This window comes from Stenotrophomonas sp. YJH_SMC_6, assembly GCF_059371335.1.
Genome location: NZ_JCAFUM010000008.1, coordinates 83168 through 103201, shown reverse-complemented (window position 1 = coordinate 103201; position 20034 = coordinate 83168). Strand labels below are relative to the sequence as shown.

Here is a 20034-nt window from a genome sequence, read left to right as displayed (position 1 = left end):
CCAGTGTCGCGTATTGCCCGTAAACGGTATGTCAGTCGGGGACGCAGGCGGTGTGACTTTAGCGTAGCCATTCAGGATCAGGCAGGGTGGGTCGGATCCCTTTCCGTTGGGAAACGGCTCTGACCCCAGCGCCACGCCTGGGGTCAGAGCCCATCGCGATGCAATGGGATCCGACCCCGCCCTTCAGGTTCCGCGCGGCTTGGCCCGGTGCGTGGCCGTCGCCGTCCACGGATCATCCGGCCATGGGTGGCGCGGGTAACGGCCCTTCATCTCCTTTTTCACTTCGGCGTAGGTGCTTTCCCAGAAGTTGCGCAGGTCCTGGGTGACCTGCAGCGGGCGGCCACCGGGGGAGAGCAGGTGCAGGGTCAGCGGCACGCGGCCATCGGCGATGCGCGGCGTGTCGGCCAGGCCGAACAGCTCCTGCAGCTTCACCGCCAGCACCGGCGGCAGCGAATCGCCGCTCTCGCTGTCCAGCGCATAGGTGATCGGCCGCTCCAGTCCGGACGGCACGGTAATGCGGGTCGGCGCATGACGCTCGACCAGCTGCCGTTGTGACCACTCCAGTGGCGATTTCAGCGCTTCGCCAAAGCTGGATTCGTCCAGCGCATCCAGTCGCGTCTTGCCGGCGAACGCGGGCTGCAGCCACTGCGCACGGTTGGCCAGCAGGGCGTCGTCGCTGCAGTCGGGCAGGCCGAGCTCGGGCATCCAGCGGCGCAGCGATTCCACCCGTGCCTGCCACTGGCGCAGGCCTTCGGTCCACGGCAGCGCCTGCAGGCCGAGCTCGGCCACCGCATCGGTCAGCGCCTGCGCGGCGTGCTGCGGATCGACCCGGCCGGCCGAGCGGCTGTCCAACACGATCCGGTCGAAACGGGTCTCGCGCAGGGCCACCAGGGCGCGGCGCTCGCTGTCCCAGCGCACCACGTCTTCGGTGACGAAGCGCTCCGGCCACGCCCTGCGCAGCTGGCCTTCGTCCACCGGTGCGGCACGCAGCAGCAGCGCATCGCGTGCCTCAAAGCGAAGCTCGCTGGCCACCAGCCACGGTTCGCCACGCAGGTCGCTCAGCTCGTGCAGGCGCGCGCTGCGCCCATTGGCCAGCAGGTAACGCAGTGGATCGCTGGGATGCTGGAAGCCGATCCGATCAGGGAAGGCGTGAGCGAGCAGGTCGCCCAGCTCATGGGCCTCGATGCTGGCCGGCGGCGTGGCTTCGCAGCGCAGGCGGCGACGCCACTGCTTGGCGGTGGCATCGATGGCGGCCAGCCCGCTGCGGTTGGCATCGCCCGGTGTGCGGCCATTGCGGAACGCGGCCAGTGCGCGCCAGCGGCTCGCCAGCGCGTCACCGCCCTGGCGCAGCGGATCGCGCGCTTCCAGCAGCGCGGCCAGATCGGCGGCCAGCGCCTGCGAACGTGCATCGGGCGCGGCCAGCAGCATCGCCGCCATCCGTGGGTGCGTACCCAGCGCCAGTATGCGGCGGCCGAGTGCGGTGATCGCACCACTGCTGGACAATGCACCCAACCGCTGCAGCAGTTCGCGGGCGGCGCCCATCGGGCCGGCAGGTGGCGCATCGAGGAAGCGCAGGTCGCTGCTGCCCCAGGCGGCCAGTTCCAGTGCCAGTCCGGCCAGTTCCACCTGGTCGATCTCGGCGCGGCGCTGCGGCTCCAATCGCTGCGACTGCGGCCACAGCCGCCAGGCCACGCCTTCGGCCACGCGACCGGCGCGACCGGCGCGCTGGTCGGCCGACGCCTGGGCGATGGACACCACGTCCAGCCGGGTGAAGCCGCTGTTGGGGTCGTAGCGCGGTTCGCGTGCCTGGCCGCTGTCGATCACCACGCGCACGCCGGGCAGGGTCACCGACGACTCGGCCACGTTGGTGGCCAGCACCACGCGGCGGCGGCCATCGCTGGCGGCCTGCAGCACGCGCGCCTGCTGTTCCACCGGCAGCTCACCATGCAGGGCCAGTACTTCGACGCCGGCATCCAGCGATTCCTGCAGGCCAGCCTGCACCCGCGCGATCTCGCGCTGGCCGGGCAGGAACACCAGCAGGTCACCGGGGTGATCGGCCAGGGCCTGCTGCACCGCGCGGCGCACCTGCAGCTCCAGCGTCTCATCGCGGCGCGCCGGGAAATGGCTGACCGTCACCGGGTAGCTGCGGCCCTCGCTGCTCAGCCGCGGCGCATCGAGGAAGCGTGCCAGGCGCTCGCCATCCAGCGTGGCCGACATCACTACCAGTCGCAGGTCATCGCGCAGCTGCGCCTGCACGTCCAGCGCCAGCGCCAGGCCGAGGTCACCGCTGAGATGGCGCTCGTGGAATTCGTCGAACAGGATCGCACCGACTTCTTCCAGCATCGGGTCGTCCTGCAGCATGCGGGTCAGGATGCCTTCGGTGACGACTTCAATGCGGGTGCGTGCCGAGACCTTGTTCTCGAAGCGGATGCGGTAGCCGACCGTGCCGCCGACCTCTTCGCCCAGCTGCCGTGCCATGAACAGCGCGGCGCTGCGTGCGGCGACCCGGCGCGGCTCCAGCAGGATGATTTTCCGGCCTTGCAGCCATGGTGCTTCGAGCAGGGCCAGTGGTACCTGGGTGGTCTTGCCGGCGCCGGGCGGGGCTTCCAGCACCAGCCGTGGCTGCACGGCCAGGTGCTGCTGGATCTGCGGCAGCAGCGGGGAAATCGGGAAGAGCGGGGCATTCATGGGCAAAGGATAAGGGGCCATGGCGGCCGCAGGTACAATGCGCAGGCACTTTTCCCCCGCGATGACCATGCACCTGATCGATATCGGCGCCAACCTGACCCACGACTCCTTCGACCGCGACCGCGATGCCGTGCTGGACCGCGCACGGCAGGCCGGCGTGGTGCAGATGGTCATCACCGGTGCCAGCCGCGAGCACTCGCCGCTGGCCGTGCAGCTGGCGCAGCAGCACCCGGGCTTTCTGTATGCCACCGCCGGCGTGCACCCGCATCATGCGGTGGAGTACACCGAGGAATGTGATGCCGAGATGCGCGCGCTGCATGACCACCCGGAAGTGGTGGCGGTGGGCGAGTGCGGGCTGGACTACTTCCGTGACTTCTCGCCGCGCCCGGCGCAGCACCGTGCCTTCGAGCGCCAGTTGCAGCTGGCCGCGGACAATGGCAAGCCGCTGTTCCTGCACCAGCGCGACGCGCATGCCGATTTCATGGCACAGATGAAGAACTTCGAAGGTCGCATAGGCCCGGCGGTGGTGCATTGCTTCACCGGCGAACGCGACGAGCTGTTCGACTACCTGGACCAGGACTGGTACATCGGCATCACCGGCTGGCTGTGCGACGAGCGCCGTGGCGCGCACCTGCGCGAACTGGTGAAGAACATCCCGGCCGACCGCCTGATGATCGAGACCGATGCGCCCTACCTGCTGCCACGCACGCTGAAGCCGATGCCGAAGGACCGCCGCAACGAACCGATGTTCCTTTGGCATATCGTGGAAGAACTGGCACGTGACCGTGGCGAGGACGTGGCCGTGACTGCGGCCAATGCCACTGCCGCCACGCGTGCGTTCTTCCGCCTGCCCGACGCGGGTTGACGGTAGTGCCGGCCGCTGGCCGGCAGCACATCCTGATTGCCGGCCAGCGGCCGGCACTATCGGAGCAGGTCGCGCAGGCCCTCACGGTAGCTGGGGAAGCGCGGCTGCCACGCCAGCGCTTCACGCGTGCCACGACTGTCGATGCGCTTGTTGCTCTCGTAGAAGCGGCGTAGCGTCGGGCTGAGTGCAGGGTCGTCCCAGGCCACGGCAGGTGGCATCGCAAACCCGCCCAGCTTCGCGGCGAAGGCCAGCACATCCTGCGGTGGTGCCGGCTCGTCATCGCTGGGCAGGTATATCCCCTGCGCAACCGGTCGCTGCATCGCCGCGACGATCACTGCCGCAAGATCCTCTACGTGCAGGCGGTTGAACGCCAGGCCCGGCCGAATCACATGGCGGGCACGGCCCTGTGACAGCTGCAGCAACGCATTGCGCCCCGGCCCGTACAGGCCGGGCAGGCGGAACACCGCCGAAGCGATGCCACGTTCCTCTGCAAGCGCACGCCATTGCGCTTCGGCACGCAGGCGCTGCACGCCGGCTGCTTCGGTGGCATCGGCTGCGCTGTGCTCGTCAACCCAGCCGCCGGCCCGATCGGCATACACCGACGTGGACGACAGATAGCCCACCCAGCGCAGTGCCGGGCTGGCCCGCAGAGCCGGCAGCAGCAGGCGCAGTGCCGGGTCGCCCGCAGCATCTGGCGGCACGCTGCACAGCACGGCCTCGGCCTGCGCGACCTCATCGAGCAGGGCGGGCGACGGTGGAGTGTCAGCGTGCAGCTGATGCCGCAGCAGGCCATCGTCCGGCGCCGACGAGGGGTCACGAACCGTGCCGACGACGTGCACTCCCCGTGCCTGCAGCTGCGTGGCCAGCACGCATCCGCTCCAGCCCATACCGAGGATCAGCACCCGCGTAGGCAGCGCGCTGGCCCGCAACGGGAGGCTCACGCGCCGCGCAGTGCCTGGTAGGCCTGCAGGCTGCTGTAGGCGACCTGCAGCAACAGGGCTTCCTGATCGGCCTTGCGTGCACGCGCCAGCATGTCGCCGACGATCTGCTCGGCCTCGACCTGCTGGCCAGCCTCCAGGTCCCGCAACATCGACGCCTTCAATGCAGAGCCGGCCTGGGTGAGGGTGCCGCGCGCGGTGTCCTGCGCGGCATCGGGAATCGGCTCACCGGCAGCTTCGGCCACGGCCAGGCATTCGTCGTACAGGCCGCGCACGATCGCCTCGCCATCATCGGTGGCGACGATGGTGCCGATATCCGCGCGAAGCAGGCAGGTAGCAGCGGCCAGCGCGGTCAGGAAGGTGTACTTGATCCACTGTTCCTGGCCGATGTGTTCGCTCGCCAGGTGATCAAGATGGGCCTGCGCGCAGGCAGCGGCGAAGGCACGCACGCGTGCGGACGCCGCGCCGCCATCGCGCTCGCCGAAGGTGAGCTTGGCCGGCTTGCCCAGGTGCAGCACCGCACCGTCGGGGGCCTTGGTGGCGCTGATGAAGCACAGGCCGCCGAGCACGGCGTCGCGGCCGAAGCGCAGGTCCAGCGCGTTGTAGTGGTGCAGGCCGTTGAGGATCGGCAGCACGGTGGTGTTCGCGCCCACGGCTGGAGCAATGGCGTCGATCGAGCTGTCGAGGTCGTAGGCCTTGCAGCTGAGGATGACCAGATCGAACGGCTTCTGCGCGGCCAATGCGGGCAGCGCATCGGCGGTGACGTGCTGCACCGGGAAGCTGGCATCGCCGAGCGGGCTGCGGATGACCAGGCCATCGCGGTCCAGCTGTGCGGCGCGCGCGGGGCGCACGAGGAAGGTCACGTCCACGCCGGCCTGGGCCAGGCGACCACCGAAGTAACCGCCGGTACCGCCGGCGCCGAGGATCAGGATGCGCATTGCACGTTCACCGCTTTCTGGGGAATCAGATCTGCGATTGTGCCGGAGATTGCGGCCAACGGCGGAGCCCCTCGTGGTGGTTCGCGCAGTTGGTTTCATGAGCTGGGTCGTGTGCGATGGGTTCGCGGGGGACGCCGTGAACCCATCCTTGGGGGCTTAGCCGAGCCATCCATGGCGCGGATACCCCCGCGAGCCCATCGCACACGACCCCTGACAGTTTCCGGGTGCGGCCACCGCGGAAAACAGATCAGGAGCGGAGGCGGGTCGCTCGCTGCGCTCGCTCGTGTAGAGCGGTGCTCAGGGCAGTTGTTCGCTGAAGTCTTCGGTGTAGCCCAACAGCAGTGTGGTGCGGGTGGCCAGGGTTGCAGCCAGTTTTGACCACATGTCATGCGTTCCGGCCGCGTAGACGCGCTGCAGGTCCGCGACCAACGCATTTGCCTGTGCAGGCGACGGCGCGCTGTCGCGCTGGAAGCCGAGCCACGATGCGCCGAGCCCGAACAAGCGGTAGTCATGGTGTCCCTGCAGGTGCCGGATCAGGGCGTGATTCTGGAAGATGTCCCAGTCCGCGCTGAAGTAACCGTTGGGCAGGGCGGCGATCAGCAGGTCATCGCGGTCCACCGGCACCTGTTGCACGCAGACCACCTCGTCGACGATGAGGTCCGGCGTTGCATTGGCGGCGACCAGCGCCTCGATGTCCTCGTCGCTGCACATCAGCGTGCCCGGCAGCGCGCTCCATTCCAGCCGATGAGAGGAATGCTCGAGCTGCGCGACCACATGCGCCAGCAACCGCTCGCGTGCCGCCAATGCATCTTCGGGGGTTTCCGGATCTTCGTCCTCGTACAGCGCGACGCGCGCGTCGTCGGACGCATGCATGCTGGTGTAGCGGCATTGGCCGACATCATCGAGCGTGCACAGGTAGCGATACCGGGGATCAGCCGCGTGCCGCGAGGCCAGGTATTCCAGCACCTCATCCAGCGTGGGCGAATCGCCCAGCAACGCATGGCTGAAGGCATCGATGGGGCCGTCCGACACGGCCTTGTCCAATGGAATGGAAGTGATCTTCATCGCCACAGCCTAGCCGCAATCCCGAACGAAAAGATCCGGGCGTCGGCCTTACCGTGAACGCTCCATTCACGCATGGCGTGGATCCATCGTGTCGACCAAGGTCGACACCCACCAACAGCAGCGGCAATCTGTCGAAGGCGGGGTGGGTCCGGTTGCGGGGGTGTCCGCGGCATGGATGCCGCGGCCAAGCCTCCATGGACGGATTCACGGCGTCCCCCGCAACCGGACCCACCCCGCCATCCCCCGGATAGTCAGCTTTTGCCGTTGCCGTTGCCGTTGCCGTTGATTCGGCGGGTGCAGGGCCGCAGGCCCTGCAGGCAAAACTCAGCTGCGCATGCCCACGCCGCGACGCAGCAGCCACAGCGCCAACGCCGTCAGCACCACCACGAAACCGATCATCAGGCCGTAGGCCACCGGCAGCGGTACATCGCTGCTGCCCAGCAGGCCATAGCGGAACGCGTTGACCATGTAGAAGATCGGGTTGGCGTGCGTGGCCGCTTCGGCCCAGCCCGGCAGCAGCTTCACCGAATAGAACACGCCACCCAGGTAGGTCAGCGGGGTCAGGATGAAGGTCGGCACGATCGCCACGTCATCGAACTTCTTCGCATACACCGCGTTGATGAAGCCGGCCAGCGAGAAGATCGTCGCGCCCAGGATCACCGTGGTCAGCATCACCAGCGGGTGCGGGATGCGCACCGGGGTGAAGAACATCGCGATGATCAGCACGATCACGCCCACCATCAGGCCGCGCAGCACGGCGCCGGCCACGTAGCCCCACAGGATCACCCAGTTCGGCATCGGGCTGACCAGCAGTTCTTCCACGTGGCGGCCGAACTTGGCGCCAAAGAACGAGGAACTGATGTTGCCGTAGCTGTTCTGGATCACGCTCATCATCACCAGACCCGGCACGATGAACTGCATGTAGGTGTAGCCGCCCATGTCACCCACGCGCGACCCGATCAGGTTGCCGAAGATCAGGAAGTACAGGGTCATGGTGATCGCCGGCGGTACCAGGGTCTGGCCCCAGATGCGCATGATGCGGGCGACTTCGCGGCGCACGATGGTCATCAGCGCGATGCGGTTGCGCTGGCCGTCGGTCAGCTCGGTGGTGCTCATGCAGGCTTCTCCAGGTTGCCGGTGAGGCGCACGAACAGCTCCTCCAGGCGGTTGCTCTTGGTACGCATCGAACGCACGCGGATACCGGCCTCGTTGAGCGTGGCGAACACGCGGTTGAGGTCCATTGCGCGCGGCATGTCGATGTCCAGCGTGTGCGGGTCCGGCGCGGTCAGCGTCGCACCTTCGATCACCGGCAGCTGTGCCGGCAGGTCACCGTCGATGTCCAGCAGGAAGCCCTCCACGTCCAGCTTGGCCAGCAGGGTGCGCATCGGCCCCTGCTCGACGATCTGGCCATGGTTGATGATCGCCAGGTGGCGGCACAGGTACTCGGCTTCTTCCAGGTAGTGCGTGGTAAGGATGATCGTGGTGCCTGCGGCATTGATCTCCTTCAGCACGCGCCACATGTCGCGGCGGATCTCGATGTCCACGCCGGCGGTCGGCTCGTCCAGGATCAGCAGGCGCGGGCGGGTCATCATCGCGCGGGCGATCATCAGCCGGCGCTTCATGCCGCCGGACAGCGTGCGGCTCATCACCTGTGCCTTTTCCCACAGGTGCGCGCGCTTCAGTTCCTCTTCGGCGCGCTGCTCGGCTTCCTCGCGCGGTACGCCATAGAAGCCGGCGTAGTTCACCAGGATGTCGAAGGGCTTCTCGAACAGGTTGAAGTTGATTTCCTGAGGCACCAGCCCGATCAGGCGCATGGTGGCACTGCGGTTGCGCACCAGGTCGCTGCCGAACACTTCCACCTGGCCCTCGCTGAGGTTGACCAGGGAGCTGATGATGCCGATCAGGGTCGACTTGCCGGCGCCATTGGGGCCGAGCAGGGCGAAGAAGTCGCCCGGGGCCACTTCCAGGGAAACCCCCTTCAGGGCCTGTGTGCCGTTGTCGTAGGTCTTGCGCAGGTCGCGCACGCGCAGGGCGGGCGCCGTATCGTTCTGGGATGCCAAGCTCGAAGCCTTCGCGCCCATGGGCTGGCGCTGGAGAGGGGCGGGGAGGGGCTATTATAGAAGACCCCGAGGGCTTGCCCCGGCTACACACTGTCCCGAAAAGTCGTGCCTGTTCAATTCCCCCTCAAGCTGGTCGGCTGCCGCATGCTGGCCCCGACCGTCGGCCACTACCAGTTCGTGCGTGACGATGGGCAGCCGCTGGATTTCCAGCCCGGCCAGTTCATCCAGGTCCATTTCAGCTACGCCGACGGCACCGAAACCAAGCGCAGCTACTCGCTGGCGACCATCCACGACCACGCGCTGGGCCCAGGCGAGGCGGTGGATATCGCCGTCAGTTTCGTGCCCGGTGGCGCCGCCACGGCCCTGTTCGAGGCACTGGAGCAGGGCGGCCAGATCAGTGCGTCCGGCCCCTATGGCCGGTTCTGCCTGAATCCCGGTGACCACAACGCCCGTTACCTGCTGATCGCCACCGGTACCGGCGTTACCCCGTACCGCTCGATGCTGCCGCTGCTGGAAAAGGCCATGGCCGAACGCGGTGTGCAGATCGTGCTGTTGCAGGGCGCGCGCAGCCCGGGCGAGTTGCTGTACAGCGAAGATTTTTACAGCTTCGCCGAAAAGCACCCGAACTTCCGTTATGTTCCGTGCCTGTCGCGTGAACTCCCGGCTGATCCGCACCCGGACGTACAGCACGGCTATGTGCAGCAGGCGCTGGCCGGCTTCACGCCGGACCCGGCCACCGACATCGCCTACCTGTGCGGCAACCCGGACATGGTCGATGCCTGTGCCGAGCTGCTGAAGGCCGCCGGCCTGGGCAACCCGCAGATCCGCCGCGAGAAGTACGTCAGCAGCAAGTAAGTCAGGGTAGTGCCGGCCGCTGGCCGGCAGCCCCACGAACCCTGGTAGTGCCGGCCGCTGGCCGGCAACTCCAAGAACCGGAGGCGGCGCCACGCCGCCCCCGGTGCCCTGCCTCAGTACGCGACCCAGGCATCGCGCCAGGCGAAACCGGTGCCCGGGCGATAGGCATCGGCGTTGATGTTGCACCACGCACCCTCCGGGAACGGCCGGCAGGCGTAGAGCTTGCCGTCGGTGCCCTTGACCACGGTTTCGCCCGGCGTGTAGCTGCCGATACCGGCCGGATACACGAAGTCGTAGTCGTCACCCGGCGGCGGATCGACCGGATCCACCGGGCCCGGCAGGCGGGTATCGATCTGGAACAGGTTGCCCGGCTTCAGGTAGACGCGGTTCTCGGTGGCCGAGGCGACCGGCGTGATCACGCCGTTCCTCATCACGCCCACACGCGCCTGCTGTGCACTGGCGTTGACCTTGCGGGCCAGCGCCAGCGGCCACTGGTTCGCAGCGGTCTGACCTGCGGCCAGGGTGATCTCCGGACGCTCCAGATCATTGCCCTGGGCGTTGAACACGCGCAGCGTCAGGGTGGTGCCTTCTTCCAACGCACCGCGGGCGGTGACCGGGCCGGCGTCCTGCCACTGCGGCGGCGGTTCAACGCCACCACCGCCCTCGAAGCGCACGTCCGCGCAGGTATAGAACGCTTCACCGGAATCCGAGCGCTGCCAGGTGTTGTAGATGATGTGCTGGCCGCTGCGCTTGGGCAGCGGGCAATCCAGCTTGTAGACGTCGCCGGAGACCGGCACGTTGCCCAGCGTGCAGAATTCCTGCAGGTCGGCCCAGCGCAGCGGGCTGCCCGGCTGCCAGCCGTCGCGGGTGACGTAGAACTTCCACTCGCGGGTAGCATGCGGGGCCGGTGCCTTGAACTCGAAGGTGTAGCGCCCGCGAGAATCGGCGCGGATCGGCGAGGTCGGCCAGTCACTGCGGTTCAGATCGAGGCCGCGGTACTTGCTGTTGCCGCCGCTGCACAACTCGCCATCTGGAACCACCGCTTGATGGTTGCCGTTGGCGTTGGCCTGGTTGACACCGGCCCAGTCGTAGAACGGCTGGGCGCCGCCGATGGCCTTGGCGGCGGCGCAGGCCGGGTTGGTCGGATTCTCCGGATTGCCCTCGTGGCACTGCTTCACGCGGCTGAGCGGCTTGGACAGGGTGCCGTGGGCGAAGGCGTAGTCGGACAGTGCCAGGCCGACAACGGCGGACAGTGCGAGGACGGCCCGATGGGACAGGTGCATGCAGGAACTCCTTTGCGAAGTGTTGGAAACCTCGCGGAGTCTTCCCATGTAGCCGCCATATGCCCATCAGACAAGTTTGAAAGGCTGCTGCGTTCCTCTGTTTCTGCAACGCGCGCCCCACTGCGCGGCAGGGGAGCCAGGAGGCGGTGTGATGTGCACCGCCTCCCACATCACTGCGTCAGTACGCGATCCACGCATCGCGCCAGGCCGCGCCCACGCCCGGCCGGTAGGCCTCGGCATTGACGTTGCACCATGCACCCTCCGGGAACGGGCGGCAGGCATACAGCTTGCCGTCGCTGCTCTTCACCACGGTCTGGCCCGGCACATAGCTGCCGATGCCCGCCGGGTACACGTGGTCGAAATCACCACCCGGCGATGGCGTACCCGGGTCCGGCACCTGGGTATCGAGCTGGAAGCGGTTGCCGTCCTTCAGGTACACGCGATTGTCGGTGGCCGACGCCGACGGCGTGATCACGCCATTGGCAAGCACGCCCACGCGCGCATGCCGGGCACTGGCATTGACCTTGCGGGCCAGCGCCAAGGGCCATTGCGCGGCCGAGGTCTGGCCGCTGGCCAGCGTCGCTTCCACACGTTCGACATCGTTGCCGCTGGCATTGAACACGCGCAGTGCCAGCGTCGTGCCGACCGGCAATTCACCGCGGGCGGTGACCGGGCCGGCATCCTGCCATTGCGGTGCCGGCGCCGTACCACCGCCGCCGCCTTCAAAGCGTACGTCCATGCAGGTGTAGAACGCTTCGGTCGAATCCGAGCGCTGCCAGGTGTTGTAGATCACATGCTGGCCGGTGCGCTGCGGCAGCGTGCACTGCAGCTTGTAGGTGCCATCGGCAGAGAGCGGTGTATTGCCCAGCGTGCAGAACTCCTGCAGGTCGGCCCAACGCAACGGGCTGCCCGGTTGCCAGCCGTCGCGGGTGACGAAGAAGCGCCAGTCGCGCGTGGCGTGCGGCGCGGTTGCCTTGAACACGAAGGTGAACTTGCCATTGGCATCGGCGTGGATCGGCGTGGTCTGCCAGTCACTGCGGTTCACGTCCAGGCCGCGGAAGGTGGCATTGTTGCCGCTGCACAGCTTGCCGTCGGGCACCACCGCCTGATGGTTGCCGTTGGCGTTGGCCTGGTTGATGCCGTTCCAGTCGTAGAACGCCTGCGATCCGCCCACCGCTTTCGCGGCGGCGCAGGCCGGGTTGGTCGGGTTCTCCGGATTGCCCTGGAAACAGGCATAGACGCGGCTGACCGGCGTGGTCATGGTGCCGTGGGCGAACGCGTTGCCGGCCAGGCACAGGCCTGCAGCGGCGAACGAGGTGGCCAGCAGCAGCGGTGTGGATCGGAATGACATGGCGCTTCCTTGTGGTCGTCGAAAGAGAGCGGTGACCGCAGAGTTGCGCTGCGCGGCGGACTTTCGGCGGCACCATGGCGAGTATCGAGTTGCGGTGCCGGGTGCGGAACCATGGAAATGCTGATCCGTGACTGTGGGTGTGAAGCCCTTCCCGCGGGCTTCACGTGGGCCTGAACGGATGCGCTGGCGATCACGTGTCCGGCGTGGCAACGATCACGTCGTGGAGATCCGGTCATGTCGGCGCCATGCCGACGCGATCCGCCTGGCACGAGAAGCAGCCGTGGGCCGCGTTGTGCAGCTGCACGAAGGCCACGGCAGGGTCGGCAAACAGCGCGTCCAGCCGAGCGCCGACATCCGTGCCTGCGCTGATCTCGGCGGCCAGCATCAATGCAGCCTGGTCATAGGCGCGCAACGAGATCATCCGGCGCTGCACGTACGGGGGTACTTCGCCCGGCGGCAGCACGCAGCGGGTCACGCCACGCTGCACGAAGATCGGGCCCGAGGCGTGATAGGGCGAGTGCAGGGGCAGGTGCACGTGGGACAACAGCAGCAGCTCGCTGCCACCGGGCGGATCGCTCAGGCTGATCCGGCAGGGGTGTCCTCCTGATTCGCCGGCCCAGCGACGCCGGATGCCCAGCGCAGCCAGCGCGGTGTCGCTCTTTTCGAACAGGTGCAGGAACGGGCGGTGGTCGATGCCACCGAGGTACCAGGCATGCATGGGCGTCTCCTTGGTTTCCCTCGGATTCTGCGCAGGCACCGGCCGCCGTGCTCGCCGTTTTCAGACCCCGCATCTCCATCGGGCCAGGCAGCGCCACGGGGAACGCAGCACAAGGCGCCAAGATGCGCGCGCCGCCCCTGCCGATGAGCGCCGCATGTCCGTGGATTTCCCCACCCTCACCGTGCTTGGCTTCCTGCTCTGCATCGCTGGGGCCATCTGGCCGGAGACGAGGTACTGCGCCACTTCGCTGCGTTGATGCAGCACGGTTTGCAGGGCCATCACACGCTGCTGGGCCGCTACGGTGGCGAGGAGTTCGTGCTGGTGCTGGCCGGCAGCACGCAGGTGGAAGCGATGGCGCGGGCTGCGGCGATCCGTACCGCTCTGCAGCAGAAGCCGGCGCGACTGGCCACCGGGGCGGTGACGTTCACTGCCAGCATCGGCCCGGCGATGGACCACGGCCAGGGCGAGCTGTCCACGCTGCTGGCAGCGGCAGACGCGGCGCTGTACCGGGCCAAGGCCGCCGGCCGCGATCGCCTGGCCTGCGCCACGCCTGCGGAGATTTCGCGTCTGCCCATCGCCGACGACGCCGTGCCCGTGTAAGTTGAGTCACATCTTCCGCGGCAGCCCGTCGTGGTTGCCAGGAACGTCCTCCAGGGGAAACGAGCACGATGCAAAGACACCACCTCGCGTTGGCCGCAGTGTTGGCCAGCCTGATGCTTGCCGGATGCAGCCAGTCACCGTCACCCGGCGCCGAAGGCGCCAGCGATGCACCCAGCCGCCGTTTCGGCACGATCGACTTCCAGCCCTGCACGCTGTCCACGGTAGGTGCCAGTGCCAACGTGGAAGCGCAGTGCGCCACCCTGCAGGTGCCGGAGGACCGGGCCCAGCCCGCTGGCCGGCGCATCGGCCTGCGCATCGCCTGGCTGGAATCGGGCAGCAGCGGCTCCAGCCAGCCTGACCCGGTGTTCTTCCTGGCCGGTGGCCCCGGCCAGGCCGCCAGCGAAGTGGCCGTCATCGTCGATACCGCGCTGCGCCAGGTGCGCAAGCAGCGGGACATCTTCCTGGTCGACCAGCGCGGCACCGGCGGCTCCAACCCGCTCAGCTGCCTCGGCGCGGACGGAAAGGAACTGCCGATGGACGAGGACGCGGCGCCCTCCGAGGCCTTGCTGCGCGACTATGCCCAGCGATGCGCGGCTTCCCTGCAGGGACGTGCGGACGCACGTTTCTACACCACCACCGAAGCCATTGCCGACCTGGACGCGGTCCGCCAGGCCTTGGGCGTGGACCGGGTCAATCTGATCGGTGCGTCCTACGGCACCCGCGTGGCCCAGCGCTATGCGGGTACCTATCCACAGCACACCCGCAGCATCGTCATCGATGGCGTGGTGCCGAATGAGCTGGTGGTGGGCGGCGATTTCGCCAGGACGTTCGAAGACGCGATCGCCCTGCAGTCGGCGCAGTGCCGCAAGGACGCTGCCTGCAGCAGGCGCTTCCCGACCGATACCCGTGCGCAGCTGCGCAGCGTGGTCGAGACCCTGCGCCGTGCACCGGTTCCGGTCGAGTATCGCGATCCCGGCACCTACGACACCCGGAAGGATGTGCTGACACCGGACAGCGTGGTGGGCCTGGCTTTTGCGTTTTCCTACGTACCCCAGTACGCCTCATTGCTGCCGCTGGTTCTTGATGAAGCCGCGCACGGCCGCTACGCGCCGCTCGCCTCGCTGGCGCGCGGTGCGAACCGCAGCATGGATTTCCAGATCAACCGTGGCATGCACTGGTCGGTGATCTGCAGCGAAGACGCGCCACGCTACCAGGCGCCGGCCGAGGATCCCGGGCGCCTGTTCGGCAACGACGTGGCAAGTTCCTTCTTTGCCGCCTGCCCGGCATGGCCGCACCGACCGGCACCGGCAGCCAATGCCTTGCCGCTGCGCAGTGACGTACCGGCGCTGCTGTTGTCTGGTGAACTGGACCCGGTGACCCCGCCGCGCTATGCCGAGCAGGTCCTCAAGGGCCTGCCCAATGGACGCGCGCTGGTCGCCCGTGGCCAGGGCCACGGCACGCTGACTGCCGGCTGCATGCCGCGCCTGCTCGGCCAGTTCATCGACACGACCGATGCCAAGGCGCTGGATGCCGGCTGCCTGGACACGCTGAGCTACGTGCCGGCGTTCACCTCGTTCAACGGATGGGAACCATGATCGTCGCCGACAACCTGCACAAGGCCTTCGACACCCGCACCGGCCGTATCCAGGCCGTGTCCAACGTCGGCTTCCGCGCCGAGGATGGCCGCATCACCGGCCTGCTGGGGCCCAATGGTGCCGGCAAGACCACCACCATGCGCATGCTGTACACGCTGATGACCCCCGACCAGGGCAGCATCAGCGTCGATGGTGTCGATGCTGCGCGCAATCCGGTGGAAGTGCGTCGCCATCTCGGCGTGCTGCCCGACGCGCGTGGCGTCTACAAGCGCCTGACCGCGCGTGAGAACATCGCCTACTTCGGCGAACTGCATGGCCTGTCGGCCGAGCGCATCCGCGAGCGCATCGAGGTGCTGTCGCACGCGCTGGACATGGGGGACATCCTCGACCGCCAGACCGATGGCTTCTCGCAGGGCCAGCGCACCAAGACCGCGATCGCCCGCGCACTGGTGCACGACCCGCGCAACGTCATTCTCGATGAACCGACCAACGGCCTGGACGTGATGACCACCCGCGCACTGCGCCGCTTCCTGCTGGGCCTGCGCGAAGAAGGCCGCTGCGTGATCCTGTCCAGCCACATCATGCAGGAGGTGGCTGCGCTGTGCGATCACATCGTGATCATCGCCAAGGGCACGGTGATGGCCGCCGGCAGCGCCGATGAACTGCGCGCGCAGTCCGGCGAATCCAACCTGGAGGATGCGTTCGTGAAACTGATCGGCAGCGAAGAGGGCCTGCACGCATGAGCATGATGTCGACCCTGATGACGGTGATGCGCAAGGAGCTGCGTGACCTGTCGCGCGACCGCCGTACGCTGGCGCTGACCCTGCTGTTCGGGCCACTGCTGTACCCGCTGCTGATCCTGGGCATGGGCAAGCTGTCCGAAAGCCGCGTGCGCACGCAGATCGAGCAGCCGCTGCAGATTCCCACCATCGGCGCCGAACATGCGCCGAACCTGGTGCGCTTCCTGGCTGCCCAGGGCCTGAATGCCGCTGCTGCGCCGAAGGACCTGGCCGAGGCCATCCGTTCGCAGGACATCGACGTCGCGCTGCGCATCAGCCCGGACTTCGGCAGGGACTGGGCCGATGGCAAGCCGGCGCTGGTGGAGGTGATCAGTGACAGCACACGACGTGCCGCCGAGGTGCCCACTGCGCGCCTGCAGGCGGCGTTGGCCACGTACAACGGGCAGGTAGGGGCGCTGCGGCTGATGGCGCGGGGCATCGACGCCCAGGTCGCACGGCCGCTGGACGTGGCCAGCCAGGACATGGCCAGTGCCGAAGCCAAGCGTGGCCTGATGCTGTCGGCGTTGTTGCCGATCCTGCTGACCCTCACCTCGTTCCTCGGTGGTGCCTACCTGGTAATGGACACCACCGCCGGCGAGCGTGAGCGGCAGTCGCTGGAGCCGCTGCTGGCCACGCCGGGGTCGCGCAGTGCCATTGTCAGCGGCAAGATCGCCGCCGCCTGCATGGTCGGCTTTGCGTCGCTGCTGTTGACCCTGGCCGCGTTCAAGGTGAGCGCGCAGATCGCCCCCGGCAACATCGGCCGCCAGCTCAACATGAACATCATGGCGATGGTGCAGATGCTGCTGGTGATGCTGCCGATGCTGCTGATCGGCACCTCGCTGCTGACCTTCCTGGCCGCAGCGGCCAAGAGCATGAAGGAAGCGCAGAGCCACATGACCTGGTTGATGCTTCTGCCGATGCTGCCGGGCTATGCGCTGATCGCCTACCCGGTGAAGAGCCAGCTGTGGCAGTACGCCGTGCCGTTCCTGTCGCAGAACCAGATGCTGCTGAAGGTGATCCGCCACGAGACCATCACACCCGCGGTCTGGGCCATCTACCTCGGCGCCAGCCTCGGCCTGGCCGCCGTGCTGTGGTTCGCCGCCGTGCGCCGTTATCACAACGAGCGCCTGGCCATCTCCGGCTGACCGTAAAAGGGGACGGAGGGGATTAAGTCGTTTCTAACCCCCCCGCGCCCTTCTTCTGAGGGCGCCCCCGCTTGCGCAGCATCACGGGGCGACCCAGGGTCTGTTCCACCATTCGCAGGTAAGCTGCATTTCCCAACGGATGCTGGCCGGCACTGTGCGCACGGATTGCCGGCAGGTCAGCGGACGCGTTCATGTCCTGCAGAAACTCCGCATAGAGCATTGCCCGCTGTCGCTGGGTCGGGGCGAGCGCCTGGAATGCGGGATGTTCCGTCAGCATCGGATCGTGGCGCCGCTGCAGGTTTCCATGCACGCTCGACCATGGGTGATCTTCCGGGGCGGCAGTCATGCCTGCACGAACCGGATTGAGTTCGATGTAGCGATAGACGCTGAGCAGATAGGCGTCGCTGTCCACCATCGAAGAATGGAAGCGGCCCTGCCAGAGCGGTCCGCTGCGCTGATGCCGCTGATTGAACGCCTGGACATAGTTGTTGCCCTGCATCCGCATCGCATTCGCCAAGCCAACACGCGTGGAAGGTGTGGCCAACAGATGAACGTGATTGCCCATCAATACGTAGGCATGCAGTGCGACCTGATGCTTCAGGAACGCGCTGTGCAACAGGTGCAGAAACAGCTGACGGTCGATATCGTCAACGAAGATCGCCCCCTTGTTCACACCGCGCTGGGTTACGTGGTACGGCTGTTCGGCCAACATCAGGCGTGCTTGTCGAGGCATGGCAGTTCGGGGCTTCAAGAATTCATCAGACTGCCGCCTCCGTGACCTTGAAGGGCATCAGGCGATGCCGCGAGATGGCGTGGGGGAGGGCAGAAGCGACTTAATCCCCTCCGTCCCCTTTTCCATACCGCGCAGGCGTAACCCCCATCTCGCGCTTGAACACGGCGATGAATGAACTAGGCGTGTCGTACCCCATCGACAGCGCGACGCTGATCACCGGCTCGCCGGACAGCAGGCGTGGCAGCGCCAGCAGCACCCGCAGGCGTTGCCGCCACTGGCTCAGCGTCATGCCGGTCTCGGCCAGCCAGTGGCGGGCCAGGCTGCGGCCGGACAGGCCACTGCTGGCGGCCCAGTCCTCGACGGTGCGGTTGTCGTGCGGCGCGCGAGCCAGCGCGGCGGCGATCCGGCCCAGGCGCCGGTCACGCGGTTGTGGCAGGGCCAGCGGCAGCGGCGTGCTGGCGGCAATCTCATCGGCGATCACGCCGGCCAGGCGTGCCTGCGCAGCATCCAGTGGCGCATGGGGCCATTGCAGCGCACGTGCTGTCGCCGCCTGCAGCAGCGCATTGGGCTGGAAGATGCGTGGTGTGGCGGGCAGACCCAGGCAGGCCTCCGCGTTGAAGTACAGGCTCCAGCCATTGAACCCGTCTGCGCCCAGCAGCGCGTGGGGCAGCAACGGCGGTATCCAGGCGACGTGACCTGCGGGCAGCAGCCAGTGCAGGTCGTCGGCGGCGATCCGCAGCAGCCCCTGGTACGCACCCAGCAGCTGCCCACGCGCATGCCGGTGGCGGGCCGTGCGACGCTTGCCGAGCTGGTGCAGCTGGGCCGCCAGCACTACCAGTCCATTGGTGGCATCGGCCAGCGCGGGGTCGAGCAATGCGGCGGTTGTCTGATCTGCCATATCGATTGGCAGTTATACGGCAGAAACGTCGCGTCCGGGACCCGACACTGGGGCCCACTTCAACGGAGCGCTTCCCCATGCAGCCACACGACATCCTCCCCGACCATCAGAACGACGTGCAGGTGAACGGCCTTACCGTGCGCAAGGGCAGTGTCGGCGCCTTCCTGGCCAGCGTCCGTGACTGGCAGGATCCCGCCAGCGATGTTGCCACCCGTTCCACTGCCGAAGCCGACCTGCGTGCGCTGCTGCCGGGCCTGCACGCGCTGGGCCTGTTCCAGGTGCTGACGGCGCGCGATCCGGCACTGCAACACCTGATCGATGGAGCGGCCTGAAACGGACAAGGCCCGGACATGCCGGGCCTTGGCGTCATTGCAGGGGCAGAAACGACTTAATCCCCTCCGTCCCCTTTTTCGTTCAGTTGTTGCCCGGCGCGAACACCAGCGTACGGCGGGTGGTCACCGGCGCGCTGACCGGCTCGAAGCGCCATCGCTTGACCGCGTTCAGGGCTTCACGGTCGAACACGCGTCCCGGCGTCGCGCGCAGCACGCGAGCGTTCACCACCGAGCCGTCAGTGCCGACGGTGATCTCCACCAGCACTTCGCCGGAGGTTCCCGAACGCAGCGCTTCGCCCGGATAGCGCGGCGCCGGTGTGCTGACCGGGCGCAGGGTGGGCGCTGCCGGTGCGGCGGCCTGGCGTGCGGCGCTGGCCTGCTGGGCGGCAGCCTGCTGCTGCTTCTGCTCGGCCTCGCGGCGGGCGGCGGCCTGGCGCTCGGCTTCCTGGCGCTCGTTGTCGCGGCGCGCGGCATCCTGCTGCGCGGCAATCTGCTTGGCGGCGTCGGCTTCCTTGGCGCGCTGCTCGCTCAGGCGCTGCTGCTCGGTCTGCTGCTTGCTGCGGTCCTCGGCGTCCTTCTTGGCCTTCTCGGCTTCCGCTTCGGTGCGCTTGGCTGCGTTCTGCACGCCCTTGGCCAGGCCGTCCTTCAGGCGCGGCAGGGCCGGCGCGGATGCATCCACCTTCTCGATCAGTGCCACCAGGCGCTGCGCTTCGGTGTAGTCCTCGCGGCCCAGGTGTTGCTCGGCGGCGATCAGGGTGTACGGCAGCAGGTCGGTCAGTGCGCTCTTCACCGAGGCGTCGTCCGGCGTCTTGTCACGCAGGGCGAGGTAGTACTCGATGGCGTTGTCGCCGGCCGGTGCATACATGCGGTTCTCGCGCAGCGCCTGGCTGGCCGACTCGCGCAGCTGCTCGGTGCCCATGGACTGCACCTTGGCAGCAACCGCCGGTGCGGCGGGCGCGGCAGCGGCAGGCGCCGTGACGGCAGCAGGCGCTGCGGATTCTTCCTTGCCCGAGCAGGCGGCCAGTGCCAGTGCCAGGGCAACCGGCAGCCACCGGCGCGCGGCGGTGATCGTTGAGACGTGCGACATCCTGCTCCCCTCTAGAAGACGACGTGACGTAAATCATTGATACGCATGGCCGGGACCTGCGGTCCGGGCGCGGCAGGGTGACGTTTCCCGACGCCACCGCCGGC

The 20034-nt window shown here is 67.7% G+C and carries 19 protein-coding genes; 7 read left to right on the top strand and 12 right to left on the bottom strand.

Annotated elements, in window-relative coordinates:
* Positions 1–183: 183 nt before the first annotated feature.
* On the bottom strand, positions 184–2688 hold the full coding sequence (gene hrpB, locus AC5P9N_RS10865; RefSeq protein WP_043034469.1) for an ATP-dependent helicase HrpB: 2505 nt from the start codon (positions 2686–2688) through the stop codon (positions 184–186).
* Between the two features lie 67 nt (positions 2689–2755).
* On the opposite strand from hrpB, the gene AC5P9N_RS10860 reads away from it, so the two are divergent.
* The gene (locus AC5P9N_RS10860; RefSeq protein WP_099485172.1) at positions 2756–3553 is read left to right on the top strand and encodes a TatD family hydrolase; all 798 of its coding nucleotides are present in this window, start codon (positions 2756–2758) and stop codon (positions 3551–3553) included.
* Between the two features lie 56 nt (positions 3554–3609).
* Here AC5P9N_RS10860 and AC5P9N_RS10855 read toward each other — a convergent pair whose 3' ends face one another.
* The 5 genes from AC5P9N_RS10855 to AC5P9N_RS10835 all read right to left on the bottom strand — a co-directional run bounded on the left by AC5P9N_RS10855 (position 3610) and on the right by AC5P9N_RS10835 (position 8575).
* On the bottom strand, positions 3610–4494 hold the full coding sequence (locus AC5P9N_RS10855; RefSeq protein ID WP_099485135.1) for an NAD-dependent epimerase/dehydratase family protein: 885 nt from the start codon (positions 4492–4494) through the stop codon (positions 3610–3612).
* On the bottom strand, positions 4491–5429 hold the full coding sequence (panE, locus tag AC5P9N_RS10850) for a 2-dehydropantoate 2-reductase (RefSeq protein ID WP_005411570.1): 939 nt from the start codon (positions 5427–5429) through the stop codon (positions 4491–4493). The genes AC5P9N_RS10855 and panE overlap by 4 nt, the downstream gene beginning before the upstream one ends.
* A gap of 297 nt (positions 5430–5726) precedes the next feature.
* Positions 5727–6494, bottom strand: a complete 768-nt coding sequence (locus AC5P9N_RS10845) for a hypothetical protein (protein ID WP_099485134.1) — start codon at positions 6492–6494, stop codon at positions 5727–5729.
* Positions 6495–6818: 324 nt separating this feature from the next.
* Entirely contained in the window at positions 6819–7610 is a 792-nt protein-coding gene (locus AC5P9N_RS10840) for an ABC transporter permease (protein ID WP_005411568.1), read from the bottom strand.
* Complete coding sequence (locus AC5P9N_RS10835) at positions 7607–8575, bottom strand: ABC transporter ATP-binding protein (protein WP_005411567.1); 969 nt, start codon at positions 8573–8575, stop codon at positions 7607–7609. The genes AC5P9N_RS10840 and AC5P9N_RS10835 overlap by 4 nt, the downstream gene beginning before the upstream one ends.
* An 84-nt stretch (positions 8576–8659) precedes the next feature.
* Here AC5P9N_RS10835 and AC5P9N_RS10830 point away from each other — a divergent pair, with 84 nt between their 5' ends.
* Positions 8660–9409: a ferredoxin--NADP reductase gene (locus AC5P9N_RS10830; protein ID WP_024958208.1), complete on the top strand. Its 750-nt coding sequence runs from the start codon at positions 8660–8662 to the stop codon at positions 9407–9409.
* 113 nt (positions 9410–9522) lie between these two features.
* On the opposite strand, the gene AC5P9N_RS10825 is transcribed toward AC5P9N_RS10830, so the two are convergent.
* From AC5P9N_RS10825 to AC5P9N_RS10815, 3 genes are all read right to left on the bottom strand, one after another.
* Positions 9523–10692, bottom strand: coding sequence for a lytic polysaccharide monooxygenase (locus AC5P9N_RS10825; RefSeq protein WP_099485133.1), 1170 nt, complete (start codon positions 10690–10692; stop codon positions 9523–9525).
* Between the two features lie 178 nt (positions 10693–10870).
* Positions 10871–12043 carry a lytic polysaccharide monooxygenase gene (locus AC5P9N_RS10820; protein WP_099485132.1) on the bottom strand — a complete coding sequence of 391 codons (1173 nt, stop codon included), beginning with the start codon at positions 12041–12043 and terminating at the stop codon, positions 10871–10873.
* A gap of 232 nt (positions 12044–12275) precedes the next feature.
* Positions 12276–12761, bottom strand: coding sequence for a DUF1203 domain-containing protein (locus AC5P9N_RS10815; RefSeq protein WP_005411563.1), 486 nt, complete (start codon positions 12759–12761; stop codon positions 12276–12278).
* A 198-nt stretch (positions 12762–12959) separates the two neighbouring features.
* Between AC5P9N_RS10815 and AC5P9N_RS10810 the strand changes: the two genes are divergently transcribed.
* The 4 genes from AC5P9N_RS10810 to AC5P9N_RS10795 all read left to right on the top strand — a co-directional run bounded on the left by AC5P9N_RS10810 (position 12960) and on the right by AC5P9N_RS10795 (position 16880).
* Complete coding sequence (locus tag AC5P9N_RS10810) at positions 12960–13361, top strand: GGDEF domain-containing protein (protein ID WP_315973662.1); 402 nt, start codon at positions 12960–12962, stop codon at positions 13359–13361.
* A 68-nt stretch (positions 13362–13429) separates the two neighbouring features.
* Positions 13430–14956, top strand: a complete 1527-nt coding sequence (locus tag AC5P9N_RS10805) for an alpha/beta hydrolase (RefSeq protein WP_099485131.1) — start codon at positions 13430–13432, stop codon at positions 14954–14956.
* A complete protein-coding gene (locus AC5P9N_RS10800) occupies positions 14953–15699 on the top strand; it encodes an ABC transporter ATP-binding protein (RefSeq protein ID WP_005411560.1) in 747 nt (248 codons plus the stop codon). Before AC5P9N_RS10805 ends, AC5P9N_RS10800 begins: the two co-directional genes overlap by 4 nt.
* Entirely contained in the window at positions 15696–16880 is a 1185-nt protein-coding gene (locus AC5P9N_RS10795; protein ID WP_032967061.1) for an ABC transporter permease, read from the top strand. Before AC5P9N_RS10800 ends, AC5P9N_RS10795 begins: the two co-directional genes overlap by 4 nt.
* 22 nt (positions 16881–16902) lie before the next feature.
* Here the strand turns inward: AC5P9N_RS10795 and AC5P9N_RS10790 are convergent, their stop codons facing one another.
* Both AC5P9N_RS10790 and AC5P9N_RS10785 read right to left on the bottom strand, forming a co-directional pair.
* On the bottom strand, positions 16903–17613 hold the full coding sequence (locus AC5P9N_RS10790) for a transposase (RefSeq protein ID WP_049397678.1): 711 nt from the start codon (positions 17611–17613) through the stop codon (positions 16903–16905).
* A gap of 100 nt (positions 17614–17713) precedes the next feature.
* Complete coding sequence (locus tag AC5P9N_RS10785; RefSeq protein WP_099485130.1) at positions 17714–18511, bottom strand: helix-turn-helix domain-containing protein; 798 nt, start codon at positions 18509–18511, stop codon at positions 17714–17716.
* A 77-nt stretch (positions 18512–18588) separates the two neighbouring features.
* On the opposite strand from AC5P9N_RS10785, the gene AC5P9N_RS10780 reads away from it, so the two are divergent.
* Positions 18589–18843 carry a hypothetical protein gene (locus AC5P9N_RS10780; RefSeq protein WP_005414831.1) on the top strand — a complete coding sequence of 85 codons (255 nt, stop codon included), beginning with the start codon at positions 18589–18591 and terminating at the stop codon, positions 18841–18843.
* Between the two features lie 82 nt (positions 18844–18925).
* On the opposite strand, the gene AC5P9N_RS10775 is transcribed toward AC5P9N_RS10780, so the two are convergent.
* Positions 18926–19930, bottom strand: a complete 1005-nt coding sequence (locus AC5P9N_RS10775; protein ID WP_099485129.1) for an energy transducer TonB — start codon at positions 19928–19930, stop codon at positions 18926–18928.
* Between the last annotated feature and the right edge of the window lie 104 nt (positions 19931–20034).

Bases quoted from the DNA above. Each gene is read 5' to 3' on its own strand.
- hrpB (WP_043034469.1), bottom strand. From the start codon at position 2,688: ATGAATGCCCCGCTCTTCCCGATTTCCCCGCTGCTGCCGCAGATCCAG.
- AC5P9N_RS10860 (WP_099485172.1), top strand. From the start codon at position 2,756: ATGCACCTGATCGATATCGGCGCCAACCTGACCCACGACTCCTTCGAC.
- panE (WP_005411570.1), bottom strand. From the start codon at position 5,429: ATGCGCATCCTGATCCTCGGCGCCGGCGGTACCGGCGGTTACTTCGGT.
- AC5P9N_RS10845 (WP_099485134.1), bottom strand. From the start codon at position 6,494: ATGAAGATCACTTCCATTCCATTGGACAAGGCCGTGTCGGACGGCCCC.
- AC5P9N_RS10840 (WP_005411568.1), bottom strand. From the start codon at position 7,610: ATGAGCACCACCGAGCTGACCGACGGCCAGCGCAACCGCATCGCGCTG.
- AC5P9N_RS10835 (WP_005411567.1), bottom strand. From the start codon at position 8,575: ATGGGCGCGAAGGCTTCGAGCTTGGCATCCCAGAACGATACGGCGCCC.
- AC5P9N_RS10825 (WP_099485133.1), bottom strand. From the start codon at position 10,692: ATGCACCTGTCCCATCGGGCCGTCCTCGCACTGTCCGCCGTTGTCGGC.
- AC5P9N_RS10820 (WP_099485132.1), bottom strand. From the start codon at position 12,043: ATGTCATTCCGATCCACACCGCTGCTGCTGGCCACCTCGTTCGCCGCT.
- AC5P9N_RS10815 (WP_005411563.1), bottom strand. From the start codon at position 12,761: ATGCATGCCTGGTACCTCGGTGGCATCGACCACCGCCCGTTCCTGCAC.
- AC5P9N_RS10805 (WP_099485131.1), top strand. From the start codon at position 13,430: ATGCAAAGACACCACCTCGCGTTGGCCGCAGTGTTGGCCAGCCTGATG.
- AC5P9N_RS10800 (WP_005411560.1), top strand. From the start codon at position 14,953: ATGATCGTCGCCGACAACCTGCACAAGGCCTTCGACACCCGCACCGGC.
- AC5P9N_RS10795 (WP_032967061.1), top strand. From the start codon at position 15,696: ATGAGCATGATGTCGACCCTGATGACGGTGATGCGCAAGGAGCTGCGT.
- AC5P9N_RS10790 (WP_049397678.1), bottom strand. From the start codon at position 17,613: ATGCCTCGACAAGCACGCCTGATGTTGGCCGAACAGCCGTACCACGTA.
- AC5P9N_RS10785 (WP_099485130.1), bottom strand. From the start codon at position 18,511: ATGGCAGATCAGACAACCGCCGCATTGCTCGACCCCGCGCTGGCCGAT.
- AC5P9N_RS10780 (WP_005414831.1), top strand. From the start codon at position 18,589: ATGCAGCCACACGACATCCTCCCCGACCATCAGAACGACGTGCAGGTG.
- AC5P9N_RS10775 (WP_099485129.1), bottom strand. From the start codon at position 19,930: ATGTCGCACGTCTCAACGATCACCGCCGCGCGCCGGTGGCTGCCGGTT.